The sequence below is a fragment of the Pseudomonas sp. S34 genome, from assembly GCF_009866745.1.
Taxonomy (GTDB): Bacteria; Pseudomonadota; Gammaproteobacteria; order Pseudomonadales; family Pseudomonadaceae; genus Aquipseudomonas; species Aquipseudomonas jessenii.
Genome location: NZ_CP019398.1, coordinates 2635265 through 2655022, shown reverse-complemented (window position 1 = coordinate 2655022; position 19758 = coordinate 2635265). Strand labels below are relative to the sequence as shown.

Genomic DNA, 19758 nt, shown 5'->3' with positions numbered 1-19758 from the left:
GTCGTATACACCACCTTTCAGGACATCACGATTCAGCCCCGACTGGCACGCTGAATCACCTGCGGCGGCTGCCCGAACGCACGAATAAAAGCGCGGCGCATCCGCTCCCGGTCACCAAAGCCGGTGTCCGTCGCTACCACATCGATAGAGTGCCGTCCGGTTTCCATCATCAACCGGGCCGACTCCACCCGCAGGTTTTCGATGGCCTTGGCCGGAGACTGGCCGGTTTCGGCATGAAACACCCGGCTGAATTGCCGAGGGCTGAGATTGGCCGCACTGGCCAGCTCCTCGACCGACAGCGCGGACTTGAGATTCTGCCTGGCGTAATTCAGCGCGGCCTGTATGCGATCGGTCTTGGGGGCCAGCTCCAGCATCACCGAAAACTGCGACTGCCCGCCGGAACGCCGGTGATACACCACCAATTGCCGCGCTACCTTGCGTGCAACGTCGACGCCCAGATCGTTCTCCACCAGGGCCAGCGCCAGATCGACGCAAGCGCTCATGCCGGCAGCCGTCCAGACGTTGCCGTCGTTGATGAAGATCCGGTCTTCCTCGACCTTCACGTTCGGGTACGCCTTGCGAAAGGCCGGCACATGCGCCCAGTGGGTGGTCGCCCGCCGACCATCAAGCAAACCGGCCTGGGCCAAGGCAATCGCCCCCGTACAAATCGAGCCCAGACGCCGGGTGCCGTGGCTGGCGCGACGCAAAAACTCCAACATGCCCGGCGTGGTCGGGCGGATCAGGTTGTCGCCCAGGACCAGCAGCGTATCGAACGCGCGCTGGTCGAACGCTTCGGTCTGCACTGCAAAACCGGCGGACGTTTGCACCAGGCCACCCGGCTCGGACAGCAATGCAATCCGGTACAACGGCTCGTCGCCGGCGCTATTGGCCAACTCGAAGGCGGCACACATGGCCAGGCCCAGAACCTGGAAGCCGGGGTAAACAATGAGTCCGATCTGGTGCATGGCGATATGACCATAAACGTGGCATGCCTGATGTTCAGGCCAGAAGACTTGTACTCTAACCCGAACAGCAGGCGCCGGGCATCAGGGTGGAGCACCTCGCGCATCGGCCGATAGCGACGGATAATCAGGTGGTTTGCATCTCACCGAGGAATTGCAGGATGTCACTGACTCTTTATTTCCATCCGCTCTCGTCGTTCTGCCACAAAGCGCTGATCGCTCTCTATGAACTGGGAATCGAGTTTGAAAAAAGGGTCATAGACCTGGGCAACGAGGCTGACCGGGCCGAGCTTCAAGCGCTGTGGCCGATCGGCAAGTTTCCGGTGCTGCGCGATCACGCCCGGCAAAAGGATGTGCCGGAGTCGAGTGTGATCATTGAGTACCTGGACCGGCTTCATCCCGGTCAGGTGCATCTGGTTCCGGACGACTGGGAAACCGCGCTGGAGGTGCGTCTGTGGGATCGTTTTTTCGACCTGCACATCCAGGTGCCGATGCAGAAGATCGTCGCTGACAGAATCAATGCCGCAAATGGCGACCTGACCCGCGAACGCGCCGCGCTAATGACGGCGTACGGCATTCTTGAACGTCAGCTGACGGCAAGAACCTGGGTCGCCAGCCCCGCGTTCAGCATGGCCGACTGTGCCGCCGCCCCGGCACTGTTCTACGCCAGCACCCTCGTACCCTTTCCTGGCGATCATCGCCACTTGAGTGCTTATTTCGACAGGTTGACCCAAAGGTCCTCGGTCAAGCGGGTCATCGACGAGGCAAGGCCGTATTTTTCCTGGTACCCGTTTGCCGAGGCCATTCCGGAGCGCTTTCGGTAGTGGCGCCAACGCGACCGGGGAACGGGAGGCAAAAAACCAACGAATCGACGAATAATAACCGTCGGTCGAGTGTTTTCTGATTATGCAGGAATAAAAAAATGGCAGGGGCGGCTGGATTCGAACCAACGCATGGCAGGATCAAAACCTGCTGCCTTACCGCTTGGCGACGCCCCTGTATCTGTTGCGATGAGTGCCTGGCACTCGCTTTCTTGAGTGGCAACAAGACCTGTTGCCTGCTCTCGCGGCTGGTTCCCTGAGGGTCGCTGCAAGAGTGGGCGCAAATTTACCAACTTTTTCCTCGTCTGGGAAGCCCAAACAAAAAAAATTGTTCATTAAAACAGGCGCTTAGTGTTGAGCCGGATCTCGGGGATTTATCGGCGCACATTCAGCCCGAACAGCTCTGCTACGCTTTTCAATACTCGAATTGAATCGGGAATCGTTTATGCAACACCCTTCCCTTGCCATTTGAGGGCGCCAAAAGTGAAAGGCAAATTAATGGGGGCCGCTGCAACCCTTCTGGTACTCGGGACCGCGGTTTATGGGTTGAACACCTGGGAACACATCCAGAACCAGCGACAGGAAGCGGTCTGCAAGGCCGCCCGGGAGCATCTGAATGACCTGGAAACCCAAGCGCGAGCCTTGGCCTCCGGGTTGACGGTCGAAGCCTATGCCGAAGCCGAAAAAGCCGAGGCCGGCCAGTTGGTCCTGGCACTCGATACCGCCAGGAATGAAGCCGAGGTCGATGCCGTCATCGACAAGCACGCCGCTGCCATCGAGGCGCAGATAACGGCCGAGGAGGCTGAGGTCCAGTCCCGAGGCGAACAACCCTTCCTCGGTCAGGAACTGAAAAGGCAACGCATCCCGACCGACGTCAAACAGGAATTCAAACGAGCTGAAAAGGCCGTCGCCGATACCTGTAAATAGTGTCGACCGCCAGCTCCAGGTTTATCGTCAGCGTCTGGAATTCAGCAAAAGAGGTTTCAGGCTGGAACAGGTGAGCGCGCCGTTGCGGCGCACTCACCGGTCACTCAGTGCGGTGCGCGCGGGATGGTCTTGAGCAGGTCTTCGGGGCTGATGTGCCCCACCACGCTGCCCGGTTGCGGCAGGTTGAGGATGTGCCCTTTCATCTTGCCGATGATGTGCATTTCACAAGGCTTGCAGTCGAACTTTAACGTCAGCACTTCATCGCCGTGTATCAGCTGCATCGGTGCAACCTTGGTGCGCACGCCAGTCACGCCCTTGGCCTGTTTCGGGCACAGGTTGAAGGAGAAACGCAGGCAGTGCTTGGTGATCATCACCGGCACCTCGCCGGTTTCCTCGTGGGCCTCGTACGCCGCGTCGATCAGCTTGACGCCGTGGCGGTGATAGAAGTCGCGGGCCTTCTGGTTGTAGACGTTGGCCAGGAAGGACAGGTGCGACTCCGGGTACACCGGCGGCGGCGTGGTCTCGGCCTTACGGCTGCCACGCGGGTGGGCGGCGATCCGCGCTTCGGTCAAGGCGTCGATCACTTCACGGCGCAGGGCCTTGAGCTGCGAGTTGGGGATGAAGTACGCCTGCGGCGCGTCCAGCTTGATGTCGATGGCGTGGTACTGCGTGGTACCCAGTTGGCCGAGCAGATCCTGCAATTGCTCTAGCGCCTGTTCCGGTTTGTTGGCGGCGCCGAACGGGCCGGCCAGGGTGACGCTGGCGCTGATGCCCTCTTCGCTGGTAGCGGTCAGTTCCAGCTGCTCTTCACGCAGGCAAGCGACCCAGTTCAGGGCAATGCGACGCTCGGCGGAGGTCTTTTGCAGCGCCTGTTGCCAGTTGTGATCAAGGTTGCGATTCAGCGGATGATTGGGGCGCAGCTTGTACATCCCCTCCGGCATCTCGTTGGGCTCGACGCGATAGCGATAACGCTTCTCGCCGTCCTCCTCGAATTCGCCTTTGGGTTCGGCGATGTTGGCGCGGAAACCCACCACTTCCCGCTTGACCAGCACGTTGAGGCCGTCGCCGTTGGACAGCGGCTCATGGGTCACGACCTGCATGTCACGCTTGGCGACTTTCTCGACCACACCCACCGGCAGACCGGTGAAGGTCGGCGAGTCAAAGGCGCCGATATCGATCTTGCGGTCAGTGACGAAGTAATCGGTGCTACCACGGTGGAAGGTTTTTTCCGGGTCGGGCAGGAAGAAGTGCGCGGTGCGGCCGCTGGAGGCACGGGCCAGGTCCGGGCGGTCTTCGAGCACGGCGTCGAGGCGCTGACGGTAGTAGGCGGTGATGTTTTTCACATAGCCCATGTCCTTGTAGCGGCCCTCGATCTTGAACGAACGCACGCCGGCCTCGACCAGGGCGCGGATGTTGGCGCTCTGGTTGTTGTCCTTCATCGACAGCAGGTGCTTTTCGTAGGCGATCACCCCACCTTTTTCGTCCTTGAGGGTGTACGGCAGACGGCAGGCCTGGGAGCAGTCGCCACGGTTGGCGCTGCGCCCGGTTTGCGCGTGGGAAATGTTGCACTGGCCGGAAAACGCCACGCACAACGCACCATGGATAAAGAACTCGATGGCTGCGTCGGTTTCGTCGGCGATGGCGCGGATCTCCTGGAGATTCAGCTCGCGGGCCAGCACCAGTTGTGAGAAACCGGCCTGATCGAGGAACTTCGCTCGCTCCAGGGTGCGGATGTCAGTCTGTGTACTGGCGTGCAGCTCGATCGGCGGAATGTCCAGCTCCATCACCCCCAGGTCCTGGACGATCAGCGCATCGACGCCGGCGTCGTACAACTGATGGATCAGCTTGCGGGCCGGTTCCAGTTCGTTGTCGTGCAGGATGGTATTGATGGTGGTGAACACCCGGGCGTGGTAGCGACGGGCGAACTCCACCAATTGGGCGATATCACTCACTTCGTTGCAGGCATTGTGGCGGGCGCCGAAGCTCGGGCCACCGATGTAGATGGCATCGGCGCCATGCAGGATGGCCTCGCGGGCGATGGCGACATCGCGGGCAGGGCTGAGCAATTCCAGGTGATGTTTGGGCAAAGACATAGTTTTTTTAGTCAGGCTTGTCACGGTCGAGGCGTGCATTGTAGCGGCGAAACGCCTGACCGGCACCCGTACACTGCCAGGTGGTGCTTCGAGCAGGCCTGGCATGCCTCAACCCCTGTGGGAGCGGGCTTGCTCTCGAAAGCGCTGGGTCAGTCAACACTTGTGCCAGCTGACACGCCGTCTTCGCGAGCAAGCCCGCTCCCACAGGGTTTTGTGTATGTCTGACTGAGATCAGGCCTTGGCCGCCATCGCGGTCACTTCCACGCGCATGCCTTCGACCGCCAACGAGGCAACCCCGACAGCAGCGCGCACTGGCCATGGCTTGGCGAAGTAGCGCTTGTAGACTTCGTTGAACGCGGCGCGGTCGGCCATGTCGGTGAGGTAGATGGTCAGGTGCATCACGCGGTCCATGGAACTGCCGGCTCGCTCCAGCGCGACCTTCAGCGCTTGCAGGGTGCATTCGCTTTGCAGGGTGATGTCGCCCAGTTCCAGGCTGCCGTCGGCGCGGGTGGGGATCTGGGTGGAGACCAGCACACCGCCGAAACCGACAACGTCGGAGGAAATCGAATCCGCATCGGGATCAGGGGTGAAGGTCAGGTCGTGGTTTGCCATGAGGACTCTCTTGCTTGAGGTGGTGAGGCAGGCGCCTTTTGCGCGGCCAGTTTACAGGGCCATTGGCGGCGCGTCGCTAATCCAGACCGGACGGCTGCTGGTGACCGGTAGCCTGTCGGTACTGGCGCGGGGTGAAACCGGTCAATGCCTTGAACTGCCGGGTGAACGCACTGTGGTCGGTATAGCCGCATTGCAGGGCGACCTCTGTGATCGGCATATCGGTGTGAAGCAGTCGATGCGCGTGTTCCAGGCGAACCTTCTGGATCATCTGCCGGGGCGTCAGGTGAAACACGCGCTTGCAGTAGCGTTCCAGTTGCGCCACGGAAATACCGGCGATGCGCGTCAACTCGCCCAGGGTGACGCGACGGTTGAAATGCGCGCGAATGTGCTCGTCCACTGCCGCCAGGCGCTGGTACGCCGGGTGCGTGTCACTGGCCGATTGCAGGTCGACCGAGATGCCCGCCAGACCGATGATTTCATTGCGGCGGTTATACAAGGGGCGCTTATGGGTCAGGCACCAGCCCGGCTCGCGGCTGCCGTACAGATGCAACTCCAGCTGGTCTTCCAGCACCAGCCCCTGCTCCAGCACCCGCCGGTCCTGCTCGGTGTAACCAGGCCCCAGTTGCTCCGGGAACACCTCGGCGCTGGTTTTTCCCAATAGCGGCTGGAGCTGCTTCAAGCCACAGCGTTGCACCAGCGTGCGGTTGGCCATGACATAGCGCGCCTGGACATCCTTGATGAAGATCGCCGCATTCGGAATGACATCCAGCATGGGCAGCAAAAGCGCGACACCTGCCAGCAGTTGCTCGATGGATTCGGGGCGGTTCGAGTCGTCGCCCTGGCACAACAGCGCAAACGCATCCTGAGTCATCAACCGGTCCCTCGCAAAAATCAGACATTTCCCATTGTGCTGATTTCGTCATCGACACCCAAGGAAAACATCAATCGCGGGCACACCGCCAAGTTCACTCTATGGCCACCGCCCTCCTCGGCAAAACCGACCGGGGCGTCTTGAAGTGCACACCTGCCTATCCAATAACTCACAAGAAGGCGATGCCATGTCAGGCCAAGGCAAGTTCAAAAAACAACTTTCGTTGATAGACCTTACGTTTATCGGACTGGGGGCCATCTTCGGTTCCGGCTGGTTGTTCGCAGCCAGTCACGTGTCCGCCATCGCGGGGCCGGCGGGGATCTTTTCCTGGCTGCTGGGCGGTTTTGCGGTGCTGCTGCTGGGCATCGTCTACTGTGAACTCGGCGCAGCGCTGCCCCGTGCCGGCGGCGTGGTTCGCTACCCGGTTTACTCCCACGGCCCGTTGCTGGGTTACCTGATGGGCTTCATCACGCTGATCGCGTTTTCCAGCCTGGTGGCCATCGAGGTGGTCGCCGCGCGCCAGTATGCCGCTGCGTGGTTTCCCGCATTGACCCAGGCCGGTTCCAGCAATCCAACGGCGATTGGCTGGCTGGTTCAATTCGGCCTGCTGTGCCTGTTCTTCATGCTCAACTACTACAGCGTGAAAACGTTCGCCAAGGCCAACAACTTGATCAGCATGTTCAAGTTCATCGTGCCGCTGCTGGTGATCGGCGTGCTGTTCACCTTCTTCAAACCAGAGAACTTCCAGTCCCAGGGCTTCATGCCGTTCGGGCTGTCAGGTGTCGAGATGGCGGTGTCCGCCGGCGGCATTATCTTCGCCTACCTGGGGCTGACACCGATCATCTCGGTGGCCAGCGAAGTGAAGAATCCCCAACGCACCATCCCGATTGCACTGATCCTCTCCGTACTGCTGTCCACCGCCATCTATGTGTTGTTGCAAGTGGCGTTCCTCGGCGGCGTGCCTACCGAAATGCTCGCCAACGGTTGGGCCGGCGTGGCCAAGGAACTGGCCCTGCCCTACCGCGACATCGCCCTGGCATTGGGTGTGGGCTGGCTGGCTTATCTGGTGGTGGCCGACGCGGTGATCTCTCCCAGCGGTTGCGGCAACATCTACATGAACGCAACACCGCGGGTGATCTACGGCTGGGCGCAGACCGGCACCTTCTTCAAGGTCTTCACGCGCATTGACGAAAAGTCCGGCATCCCGCGTCCGGCGCTGTGGCTGACCTTCGCCCTGTCGGTGTTCTGGACCTTGCCTTTCCCTTCATGGGAAGCGCTGATCAACGTGGTCTCCGCCGCGCTGGTATTGAGCTACGCCGTCGCCCCAGTGTCCGTGGCTGCCCTGCGCCGCAATGCGCCCGACATGCCGCGCCCGTTCAAGGTCAAGCGCATGGGTGTCCTCGGCCCGGTGTCGTTCATCATCGCCGCGCTGATCGTCTACTGGTCTGGCTGGAGCACTGTGTCCTGGTTGCTCGGCCTGCAAATCCTGATGTTCGTGGTGTACCTGCTGTGCGGACGCTTTGTGCCGACCCAACACCTGAGCCTGGCCCAACAAGTGCGCTCTTCGGCATGGCTGATCGGCTTCTATGCCGTGACCATCGTGCTGTCCTGGCTCGGCAGCTTCGGCGGCATGGGCGTACTCACCCATCCCTTCGACACAGTGGTCGTGGCGGCCTGCGCGATGGGCATCTACTACTGGGGCGCGGCCACCGGGGTGCCGGCGCATCTGGTTCGCCTGGAAGACGAGGACGGTGAAAGCCAAGCCGATCCTGTCCACACCGGCACGACCACAGGCCAGCGTCCGATCGGTGTATCCGCCCAGACCTCTCGCTGAAATTCAGGCCGGCAAAGCCTGCGTGTTCCTCTAATGGAAAGGTTTATGAAAAAAGTACATGTCATTGATTCCCACACCGGCGGCGAGCCGACTCGCCTGGTGATGTCGGGCCTGCCCCAGTTGTCCGGCCGGACCATGGCCGAGAAGCGCGATGCCCTGCGCGAGCAGCATGACCAATGGCGTCGCGCCTGCCTGCTGGAGCCCCGTGGCAACGATGTGCTGGTGGGTGCGCTGTATTGCGAACCGGTGTCGCCGGATGCCACTTGTGGCGTGATCTTCTTCAACAACGCCGGCTACCTCGGCATGTGCGGTCACGGCACCATCGGCCTGGTCAATTCGCTGCATTACCTGGGGCATATCCAGCCCGGTGAGCACAAGATCGATACGCCGGTCGGCCCGGTCATCGCCACGCTGCATGAGGACGGCAACGTCACCCTGCGCAACGTGCCCGCCTACCGCTACCGCCAACAGGTGCCGGTCGAAGTGCCGGGGCATGGCCGCGTGTACGGCGACATCGCCTGGGGCGGCAACTGGTTTTTCCTGGTGTCCGACCACGGTCAGGCGTTGCAGATGGACAAGGTCGAGTTCCTCACCGAGTACACCTGGGCCATGCTCAAGGCCCTCGAGGCCCAGGGCATCCACGGTGAAGACGGCGCGCTGATCGACCACATCGAACTGTTTGCCGACGACGATCACGCCGACAGCCGCAACTTCGTCATGTGCCCGGGCAAGGCCTACGACCGCTCGCCCTGCGGGACCGGTACCAGCGCAAAACTGGCGTGCCTGGCGGCCGACGGGAAACTGGCCGCCGGTGAACGCTGGGTCCAGGCCAGCATCACCGCGAGCCAATTTGTCGGCAGCTACGAATGGGAAGGCGAACAAATCATCCCTTTCATCACCGGCCGCGCCTACATGACCGCCGACAGCACCTTGCTGATCGACGAACAGGACCCCTTTGCGTGGGGCATTTGAGCCCCACGCCTTTTCCCTGACCAAATCTGAATGAACGCCTCAAGGAGTGACAACACAATGAGCGACAACATTTTCACTGGCTGCATCCCTGCACTGATGACCCCATGCACCGCCGATCGCAAGCCGGACTTCGACGCGCTGGTGGCCAAGGGTCGCGAGCTGATCGACATTGGCATGAGCGCCGTGGTGTATTGCGGTTCCATGGGCGACTGGCCGCTGCTGACCGAAGCCGAGCGTCAGGAAGGCGTGGCGCGCCTGGTGGCCGCCGGTGTTCCGACCATCGTCGGCACCGGTGCCGTCAACAGCCGCGAAGCGGTGTCCCATGCGGCACACGCGGCCAAAGTCGGTGCCCATGGCTTGATGGTCATCCCTCGCGTGCTGTCTCGCGGCGCTTCGGCCACCGCGCAAAAAGCCCACTTCGCCGCGATCCTCAAAGCTGCTCCAGGCCTGCCGGCGGTGATCTACAACAGCCCTTACTACGGCTTCGCCACCCGCGCCGACCTGTTCTTCGAACTGCGCCGCGAGTACCCGAACCTGATCGGCTTCAAGGAGTTCGGCGGTGCCGCCGACCTGCGCTACGCCGCCGAACACATCACCTCCAAGGACGATGACGTGACCCTGATGGTCGGTGTCGACACCCAGGTGGTCCATGGCTTCGTCAACTGCAACGCCACCGGCGCCATCACCGGCATCGGCAACGCGCTGCCACGCGAAGTGTTGCGCCTGGTGGCCTTGAGCAAACAAGCGGCCAAGGGCGATGCCAAGGCGCGTCGTCAGGCGCGGGAACTGGAATCGGCACTGGCGGTGCTGTCGTCCTTCGATGAGGGTTGCGACCTGGTGCTCTACTACAAGCACCTGATGGTGCTCAATGGCGACAAGGAATACACCCTGCACTTCAACGAGACCGATGCGCTCAGCGATGCCCAGCGTCGTTATGCCGAGAACCAGTACGCGCTGTTCCGCCAGTGGTACGAGCAGTGGTCGGCCGAGCAGGACTTCGCCTGACATTCAGCCTGTACAGCGGCGTGCCAAGGTGCGCCGCCTTTATTTTCGCCCACGGCGGTACGGCGTTTTTTTTTCGCAACGCCCCCCCTCTTTGTTTCAGGAAAGACCATGACTCTGACAGGCAACATGTTGATCGGCCAGCAGGCCATCGCCGGCAACCGAGAAGCGATCCGCGGCATCGATCCCGCCACGGATCTACCTCTTGAACCGGCCTATCACGGTGGCAGCGGCGAACACGTCGAACAGGCCTGCGCCCTGGCGTGGAGTGCCCTGGACAGCTATCGCGCGACCTCCCTGGACGCCCGCGCCGAATTCCTCGAAACCATCGCCAGCGAAATCGAAGCCCTGGGCGATGAATTGATCGACCGCGCCGTGGCCGAGACCGGCCTGCCACGCCCGCGTATCCAGGGTGAACGGGGCCGCACTTGCCAGCAACTGCGTACCTTTGCCCGCACCGTGCGTGCCGGAGAATGGCTGGATGTACGGGTCGACAGCGCGCTGCCGGAGCGTCAGCCCTTGCCCCGCCCGGACCTGCGTCAGCGTCAGGTGCCGCTCGGCCCGGTGGCGGTGTTCGGCGCCAGCAACTTTCCCCTGGCCTTCTCCGTCGCAGGCGGTGACACCGCGTCGGCGCTGGCCGCCGGTTGCCCGGTGATCGTCAAGGCCCATGGCGCGCACCCCGGCACCAGCGAGCTGGTGGGCCGAGCCCTGGCCCGTGCGGTAAAACTGTGCGGGCTGCATGAAGGCGTGTTTTCGCTGTTGTTCGGCTCCGGCCGCGAAGTGGGCATCGCCCTGGTCACCGATCCGCGCATCAAGGCCGTGGGTTTCACCGGCTCGCGCAGCGGTGGCATCGCCTTGTGCAACGCGGCCCAGGCACGTCCCGAGCCGATCCCGGTGTATGCGGAAATGAGCTCGATCAACCCGGTCTTGCTGTTCCCGGCAGCCCTGCAATCGCGAGCCGAAGCACTGGCGCAAGGCTTCGTCGCCTCCCTCACCCAAGGCGCCGGCCAGTTCTGCACCAACCCAGGTCTGGTGATTACCCGCCAAGGCCCGGACCTTGAGCGCTTCATCCAGTCGGCTGCGCAACTGCTACAGCGCAGCCCGGCGCAGACCATGCTCACCCCCGGTATTTTCAAGGCCTACGAGGCCGGCGTCGGCGCGCTGGCCGAGCACGCCCACGCGAAAACAGTGGCCGTCGGCTTGAAGGGCGAAACCCCGAACCAGTGCCAGACCCACCTGTTCGTCACCCAGGCCAGTGAATTTCTCGTCGACCCGGCGTTGCAGGCAGAAATGTTCGGCGCCGCGTCGCTGATCGTGCAATGCGCCAACGACGAGCAAATCCGCCAGGTCATCGAACACCTGGAAGGCCAGTTGACCGCCACCCTGCACCTGGACGATGCCGACGTGGAGAGCGCCAGGGCGTTGTTGCCGATCCTCGAGCGCAAGGCCGGGCGCCTGTTGGTCAATGGCTGGCCGACCGGGGTCGAGGTGTGCGATGCCATGGTCCATGGCGGCCCGTTCCCGGCGACGTCCGATGCGCGCACCACCTCGGTCGGCACCGCCGCCATCCTGCGTTTCCTGCGTCCGGTCTGCTATCAGGACTTCCCGGACGCCTTGTTGCCGGCCGCGCTCAAGCACGGTAACCCATTGCAGTTGCGTCGCCTGCTCGACGGCCAGAGAGAAGCCTAGGCCATGTCCAACGACTCCCTTTTCAACAGCCCCAATGCAGTGTCGGACGTTGCCGTGATCGGCGCCGGGATCATCGGCGTCGCCTGCGCCCTGCGCCTGGCGCGCCAGGGCCGGCGGGTGGTGGTCATCGATCAGCAGGAGCCCGGTCGTGGCGCCTCGTTCGGCAATGCCGGGCACCTGGCCACCGAGCAGGTGTTCCCCATCGCCGACCTGTCGATCCTCAAACGCCTGCCCGCCATGCTCATGGACCCGATGGGCCCGCTGCGCCTGGACTGGAAATACATGCCCCGGGCCCTGCCCTGGTTCGCACGCCTGTTGCTCAACCTGCGACCGGCGCCGTTCCAACGCACCGTGGCCGGCATCCGCGCGCTCAATGAAAGCAGCCTGGGGGCCTGGCACCGGTTGCTGGAGACCATCGACCGCCCCGGGTTGCTCAAGGAAGACGGCTCGTTGCTGGTGTTCGAGCGCGCCGACTCGCAACAGGCCATCGAAGCGCTACAGGCGCGCATGCGCCAGCAACAAGTGCCGGTGGATTTCTGGCGGGCCAAGGCGGTACGCGATGCGGCGCCACAACTCAGCGAGCAGCTCCGGGGCGGATTGTTCTTCCCGCGCACCGGGCATTTTCTCGATCCCTTCCAGGTGGTTGGCGAACTGGTGCACGCGGCCAAAAGCAGCGGCGTGCAGTTCCTCAAGCAGCGAGTCGAGGGCGGGCAATTGAATGAAAGCGGCGTGTCGTTGATCACCGATCAAGGACGCGTCAGCAGTCGACACGTGCTGGTGGCCTGTGGCGCCCATTCCGCCAAACTCACCGCTGCATTGACCGGCAAGAAGGTGCCGCTGGACACCGAGCGCGGCTATCACCTGATGCTGCCCCACGAGCACGAACGCTTGCCGTTCGCCGTCACCTCGCTGGAGCGCAAGTTCATCATGACGCCGATGGCTGACGGGCTGCGCCTGGCCGGCACCGTCGAGTTCGCCGGTCTCGACTGCCCACCGACCATGGAACGCGCCTGGCAGTTGCACCGCCTGAGCAAAGGCCTGTTCAAGCGCGACCTGAGTGCTGAAGCCGCCACGCCGTGGATGGGTTTCCGGCCGTCCTTGCCCGACTCACTGCCGATCATCGACCGGGTGTGCGACGGCAGGGTCCTGCTCGCCTTCGGTCATCAGCATCTGGGGTTGACCCAGGCGGCGGTCACGGCGGAAATGATCGCGCAAATGGCCTCGCCCTTGACTGGCACCCAGCCCCACAGCCTGCCGGCGACTGCGCCATACAGGCTGGATAGATTCTGAATGAACCCACCGAAAACCTTCTGATCAGGACGCTAGCGCATCTCGATCAGAAGGTCTTGCTGGCGCTGACCACAACGGTGGCGGTGCACACGTCGCCATAGCCGTAGTAGCTCGTGCACTCGTGCGCGGAAAGATCGGTGTCGATGTAGGCCACCGCCCAGTCGACGCCCACGGCGCTATGGGTCAGCCGGGCCTCCCACTCGTGATAGTCGCCGCGGGCATCGCCGTTACCGGCAATGAACACGTCATCCTTGAAATCGAATCGGCCATAGCGCACCTCCAGCCCCGTGTCCGCCGGTAGCACGTAGCTGTAGCCCAACCAGGTGTAGAGGGTGTCCTGGTCCTTGCCCACGAAAGTCTGCAAATCGTTGGAGTAGTAACTGGCGAACTTGAAACCATAGGCTTTGACGATGGCGTAGACCTCGCTCTGATTGAAGTCCGACTGCCTGGCGTAGGTGTACTTGAGGTAGCCAAGGTCGAGGCTGACGTCATCGGTGATCTGCTTGAAGAAGCCCGCGTAGAAATCCTGCTCCAACCGGGTTTTATAGTTCAGGCCGAAATCGACATTGGAGGTCCAGACCCCGGCGTAGGCACCACTGCTGTGCAGCAGTGTGGCGTCCAGTTGCGCAGCCGGGTCGCCCAGAGTCAGCGACAAGCCACGGCTGCGGTAGTCGCTGACCACCGCCGGTTTGAGCATCAGCTGAAAGTCATCGTTCAGCGTAATGGCGTGGGCAGCCAACGGCAAAAAAGTGCAGGCGACAAACAGGGTCAATGCAGGGCGATGCATGTTTCAGGTCCTTTCTTATTATTAAGTTGGCAAGGCTTCGCCCTCCCCTTGCCGGCAGGGCAAAGGGTGGGCGAACAGGGGGGGGTTACGGGCGGCTGTAGACTTCGCGGCCGGCGAAGTAAGTCTTGAGCACTTGGGTGTCGGCCAGTTGCGTTTCCGGCGCGCTGAACACATCGCGATCGACAACGATCATGTCGGCTTGCTTGCCAGGGGTCAGCGTACCGATCTGCTGCTCCAGGCCAATGGTTTTCGCGGCGTTGCGGGTGTAGGCGTTGAACATGGTTTCGCGGTCGATGGCTTCTGCCTGGTTCAGCACCCCCTTGGGGCCTCTACGGCTGATGGCTTGCCCGATCGCTTTCCACGGATCCGGTGTCGACACCGGCCAGTCGCTGGCCCCGGAAATGGTCGCGCCGTTCTTGAGCAACGAACGCGCCGGGTACATGAACTGAAATTGCATGGCATTGATGTAAGGCTGCAGCAAATCGATACTCAGCTCGTCTGCCGATGCCCAGTAAAGCTGCATCGATGCGATGACGTTGAGCGGCTTGAACCGGGTGAATTCCTTGGGGTTGACCATCTGCAAGTGGGTGACGGAGTGGGCCACGTTGTTGTGCCCTTCGCGACGCGCCTGCTCGATGCCATTGAGGGATTCACGCACCGCACGATCACCGATGGCATGCACATGCACCAGCCAGCCGCGGGCATCGGCAGCGCCCACCAATTCGCCGAAGTGCGCCGGGTCGATCAGCAATTCGCCGCCCTTGAGCGAGTTCTTGTAGGGCGACAGCAACGAGGCGGTTTGTGCCGGAAACTCGGCCACACCATCGGCAAACACCTTGATGCCCGGCAGGCTGAGATTGTCGACGTCGGCGAACTGTTGGCGGACCTGCTCCATGACCTCAAGGTCGGCGGGTTTGCTCTTGGGGTTGACGACCATCAAGGCCGCCACGTGCATACGCAGTTCGCCCTTGTCCGCCAACGCCTTGTAGGCCGGCAGCATCCCGACATTTTTCACCGTGGGCTTGAAGTCGAACAACGCATCCCCGGGCACCGCGTTGGCCGCCGGGTCCATCAGGGCCGTCACGCCCAGGCTGAGGTAAAGATCGCGGGCAGCTTGCGCCGCGCCGATCAATTGCTCAAGACTGGCGGGCGGCAGCTGCGACATCACCGCCGACAGACCGGCATCGGCGACGAAACCATTGGGGGTGTTGTCGTCATGGTGGCCGATGGTCGCCACCGCTTCGCCAGCGAGTGCCTTGACCCGCTCGGCATCGATACCGGCGCGTTTGAGCAGGGCCTTGTTGGCCCAACCGGTGTGATAATCCCAACCGACGAACAATATCGGCGTGCCTGCCCACTCGCCCTGGTTGAAGCGCTTTTCAAACTCCGCCACCTGGCTCCAGTAGGTCGAGGGTGTTCCACCGACGACCAGGATGTCGCCATGCCGTGCCTTGCCGTTGTCGCGCCACTCGCGCAAGCGCTGCTCCAGTTCGTCGAACGGCAGCATTTGTGTCTCAAGGTCGGCGGACTTGAGCTTCATCCCACCAAACACCGCGTGGCTGTGGGTGTCAATAAGGCCGGGCATCAACACCTTGCCCTGCAAGTCGATGACTTGCGTGCCGGGGTCCTTGAGGGCCAGCACCTCGGCGTCGCTGCCGACCTTGACGACTTTTCCGTCCTCCACTGCCACTGCCTGTTGCAGGGCCTTGCCTTGCTCGGCGGTAAAGACTTTGCCGTTATGCAAAATCAGATCGGCGGCCGCCATGCTTTCCATAGAGGAAAGACCAATTGCCATGGCCAATGCCGACTGGAGTATTCGCTTCATCGTCCCGCACCTTTTTCTTGTAAGAATGCCGAGAGACTAGCGAACCGGGCGGCAGTAAAGAATACTCGGCCCACGCAACACATACTTTCCAAACAGGAAACACTGCATGGACCAACTCAGCGCCATCGCGATGTTTGTCGAAACCGCCGACCAGGGCAGTTTCACCCGCGCCGCCTCGCAATTGGGCAAGACCACCTCGGCCCTGACCCGGGCCATCACCCACCTGGAGGAGGAATTGGGCACGCGCCTGTTCGAGCGTTCCACGCGACGCATCGCGCTGACCGAGGCCGGGGAGATTTTCCTCGCCAGTTCGCGGCAAGTGCTCACGCAATTGGAGCAAGCCCGGGAAGACATCGATCAATTGCAGCGGGAAATGTATGGCCTGCTGCGCGTGACCGCTCCACCCTCGTTCGCGCCGGCCTTTCTCAATGCGGTCTGCTGTCGCTTTCTCGAGCGCTACCCGCAGATGCACCTGGACGTGGTGCTGAGCGATGAGTTCGTCGACCTGGTCGAAGGCCGGTTCGACCTGGCGGTGCGAGACGGCCCGGTGGAACTGCCCGACCTGATCACCCGCCCACTGACCGCCAACCGCATCCTCTTGTGCGCCAGCCCCCGCTACTTGCAACGCAACCCGCTGGAGGTTCAACCCCACACGTTCAATCAACATGATTGGCTCCTGTTTCGTCATCCCGCCCTGAACCCGCATTACTGGTGGTTGGAGCACGAAGGCGAACGCAAACGAATCCCCCAGCCGATACCCCGGCTGAGCAGCGACAACTATGACTTCCTGTTCGGCGCCCTGCTGGCCGGCCGGGGTTTGCAGTTCTGCCCGCAGTGGAGCGCCGCGCCCTACCTCAGGCGCGGCGAACTGGTGCAACTGCTACCGGACGCCGACCTCGACCCTGAGCAGTTCGGCCGGAAAATCCATGTGATTTACCCGGCGCACCGACGCCACACGCGCAAACATCAGGCGTTCATCGAGTGCCTGAACGAGTACCTGGACGAGCAGGCGCTGCATTGAGGCGGGCATCCGGCCAGTCAAACCGTGCTTTGGTCATTGCAAGGGCGAGAACGTTGCAGGCAGGTAGATCGTCGAGCGCATGTCACGCAGTTGCGGGCCGGAGTTTTCCGGCGGCCAGACGCCGTCGGCGACCGATTGGGTGCGCACCTGCAAGCGCTGTTCAAGGGTGGTCCACGGCCAGATGTGCAGATAGCGCGGCAGCGCGCCGTCGGTGGCGTAGAACGCTGCGTATACCGGCGAATACTGTTCGGCGGTTCGCGCTTCGATGGCTTTGCTCCAGCCGTCGAGGGTGGGCTGCAAGCCGCTGCTGACCAGGTCGTAGACGCGCAGTTCATAGAACGGACCGTGCTGGCCTGCGCTCAAGGGTTCGAGGAAGGGAAACAGCGTGAAGTTTTCGATGCGCAGATCGGTGATGAACTCGTTGATGCCAAACGCCCCGCCCCCCAGCAGGAAACGCTCGCGCTCGGCTTGCCTCAGGTGTTCGTCGGCGTAGCCACGCAGCACGGCGATCTGGTTCAACTGGCCGATCTCCGAGGCCCAGCAGCCTATCAACGTGCCGCCGACTTTCGGGTCGTCCAGCGCCGCCTCGATCTGCGCCAACGCTTGCGCAACCGTGCGCACCCGCACGGTAAAAGTGATCAGTTCAAATAAACGCATAACAACTCCGCCCACCGGTTTGCCAAAAGCACACAGCCTAGGGCAGCCCCCACCAGCGGGATATTGAGACGAACCCCATTGGTAACGGCATTTGCCGCAGTGTTCTAGGTAGTTTCTTTACGTTGAGCAGCGCGCTGTAATTCACATATCGTGTTCAATGCCTTCACTTAATGGCGCTTGATGCAGGAATGGCGACGAATATGCTGTGGGTACGTTTCCGTGATCTCGCATGACAACAAGAGCCCACTCCATGCACAGCCCTAGAACGCTCTACCAAAAACACATCGACAGCCACACCGTATGCGCCCTCGACGATCAGGGCCACGTGCTGCTGTACATCGACCGCCAAGTCGCCAACGAGTACACCAGCCCGCAAGCCTTCAGTGGCATGCGCGAAGCCGGTCGCAAAGCCTGGCGCCCGGGCGCGACCCTGGCGGTCGTCGACCACGTCAATCCCACGGCGCCGACACGCACTGCCGCCATGCCGGACGCTGGCGGCGCTCGTCAGGTGTCTTACTTCGAAGAAAACTGCCGCGACTTCGGTATCGAACTGTTCGACGTGCTGGACAAGCGCCAGGGCATCGAGCACGTCGTGGCCCCCGAACAAGGCTTTATCCTGCCCGGCATGGTCGTTGCCGCCGGCGACAGCCACACCACCACCTACGGTGCCCTCGGTGCCTTCGGTTTCGGCATTGGCACTTCGGAAATCGAACACCTGCTGGCCTCGCAAACCCTGGTCTACAAGCGCCTGAAGACAATGCGCGTGACGGTTAACGGTGTACTCGGTACGGGCGTGACGTCCAAGGACATCATCATGGCCCTGATCGAAAAAATCGGCGCTTCCGGTGCCACCGGCTATGCCATCGAGTTCGCCGGCCCGGCGATCAGCGACCTCAGCGTCGAAGCGCGCATGACCATCTGCAACATGGCCGTCGAAGCGGGCGCCCGAGGCGCGTTCATGGGACCGGATGACAAGGTCTTTGCTTATCTGCAACACAAACCCCGTGCCCCCCAAGGCCAACTGTGGGAACAGGCCGTCGCAAAATGGCGCGGCCTGCACAGCGACGAAGGTGCGGTGTTCGATCGCGAAGTCACCCTGGATGTCGCGGCGCTCGAACCCATGGTCACCTGGGGCACCAGCCCCGATCAGGCCGCATCGGTGGGCGGGCATGTGCCGGACCCGGCCGCGCAACCTGACTTGATCCTGCGTCAGGGCATGCAACGCGCCCTGAACTACATGGGCCTGACACCGGGCATGCCGCTCAGCGACGTGGTGATCAGCCACGCCTTCATCGGCTCATGCACCAACGCGCGCATCGAAGACTTGCGCGATGTCGCCCGCGTCGTGCGCGGCAAACGGGTGGCAGCCCACGTGCGGGCCATGATTGTTCCCGGTTCGACCCTGGTGCGTGATCAGGCCGAAGACGAAGGGCTGGCGCAGATCTTCCTCGACGCCGGGTTTGAATGGCGCCAGTCGGGCTGTTCGATGTGCCTGGCGATGAATGACGACGTGCTCGCCCCCGGTGATCGCTGCGCCTCAAGCACCAACCGCAACTTCGAAGGCCGCCAAGGCGCCGGTGCGCGCACCCATTTGATGAGCCCGGCCATGGTCGCCGCCGCAGCGATTACCGGGCACCTGACCGACGTGCGCACCTTCGCGCTGGAGGCTTGAACCATGCAACCTTTCGATTTCGTCAGCGGCAGCGCCGCCCCGCTCCTGGCCTCCAACATCGACACCGACGTGATCATGCCCAAGCAGTTCCTCAAAGGGATTGATCGCAAGGGGCTGGACAAGGGTCTGTTCTTTGACTTGAGGTTCCTTGAGTCCGGCGAACCCAATCCCGGGTTCATCCTCAACCAGCCGGCCTGGAACGACGCTGCGTTCCTGGTGGTGGGTCCCAATTTCGGCTGTGGTTCGAGCCGCGAACATGCGGTCTGGGGGCTGAAACAGGTCGGCATACGCGCCCTGATCGGCACCAGCTTCGCCGGTATTTTCTACGACAATTGCCAACGCAATGGCGTGTTGGCAATCCAGCTGACCGAGGTTCAACTCAATCAGATTGCCGCGTTGACCAGCAACCCGGCAACGGCTCGAATCAGCGTCAATCTGCCGGAACAAACCATCGAACTGGCAGACGGCAACGTGATCCCGTTCGAGATCGATGAACTGCGCAAGCAATCATTGCTGCTGGGGCTGGATGCCATTGGCACCACGTTGCAACGCGCAGAGCAGATTCGCCGTTTCGAGGCCCGGCATCTGGCGGAAAATCCCTGGTTGGGCTGATGAGAACTTTGTAGGAGCGAGCTTGCTCGCGATGGTCGTCAACGATAACGCGTGTTTACTGGCTATACGCGGCGCTCTTGAATCCATCGCGAGCAGGCTCGCTCCTACAGA

17 protein-coding genes and 1 tRNA gene are annotated in these 19758 nt (G+C 62.2%); 10 read left to right on the top strand and 8 right to left on the bottom strand.

What is annotated here, in order from left to right; genetic code table 11:
- Positions 1 to 32: 32 nt before the first annotated feature.
- The gene (locus PspS34_RS11935; RefSeq protein ID WP_154862292.1) at positions 33 to 965 is read right to left on the bottom strand and encodes a GlxA family transcriptional regulator; all 933 of its coding nucleotides are present in this window, start codon (positions 963 to 965) and stop codon (positions 33 to 35) included.
- 158 nt (positions 966 to 1123) lie between these two features.
- Here PspS34_RS11935 and PspS34_RS11930 point away from each other — a divergent pair, with 158 nt between their 5' ends.
- The gene (locus tag PspS34_RS11930; RefSeq protein WP_159389787.1) at positions 1124 to 1786 is read left to right on the top strand and encodes a glutathione S-transferase family protein; all 663 of its coding nucleotides are present in this window, start codon (positions 1124 to 1126) and stop codon (positions 1784 to 1786) included.
- Between the two features lie 99 nt (positions 1787 to 1885).
- On the opposite strand, the gene PspS34_RS11925 is transcribed toward PspS34_RS11930, so the two are convergent.
- Positions 1886 to 1960, bottom strand: a tRNA-Gln gene (locus PspS34_RS11925).
- 321 nt (positions 1961 to 2281) lie between these two features.
- On the opposite strand from PspS34_RS11925, the gene PspS34_RS11920 reads away from it, so the two are divergent.
- On the top strand, positions 2282 to 2710 hold the full coding sequence (locus PspS34_RS11920) for a hypothetical protein (protein ID WP_057715243.1): 429 nt from the start codon (positions 2282 to 2284) through the stop codon (positions 2708 to 2710).
- Between the two features lie 104 nt (positions 2711 to 2814).
- Here PspS34_RS11920 and PspS34_RS11915 read toward each other — a convergent pair whose 3' ends face one another.
- The 3 genes from PspS34_RS11915 to PspS34_RS11905 all read right to left on the bottom strand — a co-directional run bounded on the left by PspS34_RS11915 (position 2815) and on the right by PspS34_RS11905 (position 6286).
- Positions 2815 to 4803, bottom strand: coding sequence for a U32 family peptidase (locus PspS34_RS11915; protein WP_090454936.1), 1989 nt, complete (start codon positions 4801 to 4803; stop codon positions 2815 to 2817).
- Positions 4804 to 5034: 231 nt separating this feature from the next.
- Positions 5035 to 5415: a RidA family protein gene (locus tag PspS34_RS11910; protein WP_008021538.1), complete on the bottom strand. Its 381-nt coding sequence runs from the start codon at positions 5413 to 5415 to the stop codon at positions 5035 to 5037.
- A gap of 76 nt (positions 5416 to 5491) precedes the next feature.
- The gene (locus tag PspS34_RS11905; protein ID WP_159389786.1) at positions 5492 to 6286 is read right to left on the bottom strand and encodes an AraC family transcriptional regulator; all 795 of its coding nucleotides are present in this window, start codon (positions 6284 to 6286) and stop codon (positions 5492 to 5494) included.
- 187 nt (positions 6287 to 6473) lie between these two features.
- Between PspS34_RS11905 and PspS34_RS11900 the strand changes: the two genes are divergently transcribed.
- From PspS34_RS11900 to PspS34_RS11880, 5 genes are all read left to right on the top strand, one after another.
- Positions 6474 to 8120 (top strand): APC family permease, encoded by a 1647-nt coding sequence (locus PspS34_RS11900; RefSeq protein ID WP_154862290.1) that lies wholly within the window; start codon positions 6474 to 6476, stop codon positions 8118 to 8120.
- A gap of 45 nt (positions 8121 to 8165) precedes the next feature.
- Positions 8166 to 9092, top strand: coding sequence for a 4-hydroxyproline epimerase (locus PspS34_RS11895; protein ID WP_159389785.1), 927 nt, complete (start codon positions 8166 to 8168; stop codon positions 9090 to 9092).
- A 57-nt stretch (positions 9093 to 9149) separates the two neighbouring features.
- Positions 9150 to 10097: a dihydrodipicolinate synthase family protein gene (locus tag PspS34_RS11890; RefSeq protein ID WP_154862288.1), complete on the top strand. Its 948-nt coding sequence runs from the start codon at positions 9150 to 9152 to the stop codon at positions 10095 to 10097.
- A gap of 108 nt (positions 10098 to 10205) precedes the next feature.
- On the top strand, positions 10206 to 11783 hold the full coding sequence (locus PspS34_RS11885) for an aldehyde dehydrogenase (NADP(+)) (RefSeq protein ID WP_159389784.1): 1578 nt from the start codon (positions 10206 to 10208) through the stop codon (positions 11781 to 11783).
- Positions 11784 to 11786: 3 nt separating this feature from the next.
- The gene (locus PspS34_RS11880; RefSeq protein WP_090454931.1) at positions 11787 to 13073 is read left to right on the top strand and encodes an FAD-dependent oxidoreductase; all 1287 of its coding nucleotides are present in this window, start codon (positions 11787 to 11789) and stop codon (positions 13071 to 13073) included.
- Between the two features lie 46 nt (positions 13074 to 13119).
- Here the strand turns inward: PspS34_RS11880 and PspS34_RS11875 are convergent, their stop codons facing one another.
- Together PspS34_RS11875 and PspS34_RS11870 are read right to left on the bottom strand one after the other, a co-directional pair.
- A complete protein-coding gene (locus PspS34_RS11875; RefSeq protein WP_159389783.1) occupies positions 13120 to 13860 on the bottom strand; it encodes a TorF family putative porin in 741 nt (246 codons plus the stop codon).
- A gap of 85 nt (positions 13861 to 13945) precedes the next feature.
- Positions 13946 to 15685, bottom strand: a complete 1740-nt coding sequence (locus PspS34_RS11870) for an amidohydrolase (protein ID WP_159389782.1) — start codon at positions 15683 to 15685, stop codon at positions 13946 to 13948.
- A 106-nt stretch (positions 15686 to 15791) separates the two neighbouring features.
- Here PspS34_RS11870 and PspS34_RS11865 point away from each other — a divergent pair, with 106 nt between their 5' ends.
- Positions 15792 to 16706 carry a LysR family transcriptional regulator gene (locus tag PspS34_RS11865; protein ID WP_150814496.1) on the top strand — a complete coding sequence of 305 codons (915 nt, stop codon included), beginning with the start codon at positions 15792 to 15794 and terminating at the stop codon, positions 16704 to 16706.
- 33 nt (positions 16707 to 16739) lie between these two features.
- Here the strand turns inward: PspS34_RS11865 and PspS34_RS11860 are convergent, their stop codons facing one another.
- Positions 16740 to 17363 carry an NIPSNAP family protein gene (locus tag PspS34_RS11860; protein ID WP_154862285.1) on the bottom strand — a complete coding sequence of 208 codons (624 nt, stop codon included), beginning with the start codon at positions 17361 to 17363 and terminating at the stop codon, positions 16740 to 16742.
- A 250-nt stretch (positions 17364 to 17613) separates the two neighbouring features.
- On the opposite strand from PspS34_RS11860, the gene leuC reads away from it, so the two are divergent.
- Positions 17614 to 19035 (top strand): 3-isopropylmalate dehydratase large subunit, encoded by a 1422-nt coding sequence (gene leuC / locus PspS34_RS11855; protein WP_150814498.1) that lies wholly within the window; start codon positions 17614 to 17616, stop codon positions 19033 to 19035.
- 3 nt (positions 19036 to 19038) lie between these two features.
- Positions 19039 to 19647, top strand: a complete 609-nt coding sequence (gene leuD / locus PspS34_RS11850) for a 3-isopropylmalate dehydratase small subunit (RefSeq protein ID WP_159389781.1) — start codon at positions 19039 to 19041, stop codon at positions 19645 to 19647.
- The last annotated feature ends 111 nt before the right edge of the window (positions 19648 to 19758 follow it).

What these genes read in the sequence shown, in the direction of transcription:
- PspS34_RS11935 (WP_154862292.1), bottom strand. Translation starts at nt 965, where the DNA reads ATGCACCAGATCGGACTCATTGTTTACCCCGGCTTCCAGGTTCTGGGC.
- PspS34_RS11880 (WP_090454931.1), top strand. Translation starts at nt 11,787, where the DNA reads ATGTCCAACGACTCCCTTTTCAACAGCCCCAATGCAGTGTCGGACGTT.
- PspS34_RS11895 (WP_159389785.1), top strand. Translation starts at nt 8,166, where the DNA reads ATGAAAAAAGTACATGTCATTGATTCCCACACCGGCGGCGAGCCGACT.
- PspS34_RS11875 (WP_159389783.1), bottom strand. Translation starts at nt 13,860, where the DNA reads ATGCATCGCCCTGCATTGACCCTGTTTGTCGCCTGCACTTTTTTGCCG.
- PspS34_RS11915 (WP_090454936.1), bottom strand. Translation starts at nt 4,803, where the DNA reads ATGTCTTTGCCCAAACATCACCTGGAATTGCTCAGCCCTGCCCGCGAT.
- leuC (WP_150814498.1), top strand. Translation starts at nt 17,614, where the DNA reads ATGCACAGCCCTAGAACGCTCTACCAAAAACACATCGACAGCCACACC.
- PspS34_RS11910 (WP_008021538.1), bottom strand. Translation starts at nt 5,415, where the DNA reads ATGGCAAACCACGACCTGACCTTCACCCCTGATCCCGATGCGGATTCG.
- PspS34_RS11920 (WP_057715243.1), top strand. Translation starts at nt 2,282, where the DNA reads ATGGGGGCCGCTGCAACCCTTCTGGTACTCGGGACCGCGGTTTATGGG.
- leuD (WP_159389781.1), top strand. Translation starts at nt 19,039, where the DNA reads ATGCAACCTTTCGATTTCGTCAGCGGCAGCGCCGCCCCGCTCCTGGCC.
- PspS34_RS11905 (WP_159389786.1), bottom strand. Translation starts at nt 6,286, where the DNA reads ATGACTCAGGATGCGTTTGCGCTGTTGTGCCAGGGCGACGACTCGAAC.
- PspS34_RS11890 (WP_154862288.1), top strand. Translation starts at nt 9,150, where the DNA reads ATGAGCGACAACATTTTCACTGGCTGCATCCCTGCACTGATGACCCCA.
- PspS34_RS11860 (WP_154862285.1), bottom strand. Translation starts at nt 17,363, where the DNA reads ATGCGTTTATTTGAACTGATCACTTTTACCGTGCGGGTGCGCACGGTT.
- PspS34_RS11900 (WP_154862290.1), top strand. Translation starts at nt 6,474, where the DNA reads ATGTCAGGCCAAGGCAAGTTCAAAAAACAACTTTCGTTGATAGACCTT.
- PspS34_RS11870 (WP_159389782.1), bottom strand. Translation starts at nt 15,685, where the DNA reads ATGAAGCGAATACTCCAGTCGGCATTGGCCATGGCAATTGGTCTTTCC.
- PspS34_RS11865 (WP_150814496.1), top strand. Translation starts at nt 15,792, where the DNA reads ATGGACCAACTCAGCGCCATCGCGATGTTTGTCGAAACCGCCGACCAG.
- PspS34_RS11885 (WP_159389784.1), top strand. Translation starts at nt 10,206, where the DNA reads ATGACTCTGACAGGCAACATGTTGATCGGCCAGCAGGCCATCGCCGGC.
- PspS34_RS11930 (WP_159389787.1), top strand. Translation starts at nt 1,124, where the DNA reads ATGTCACTGACTCTTTATTTCCATCCGCTCTCGTCGTTCTGCCACAAA.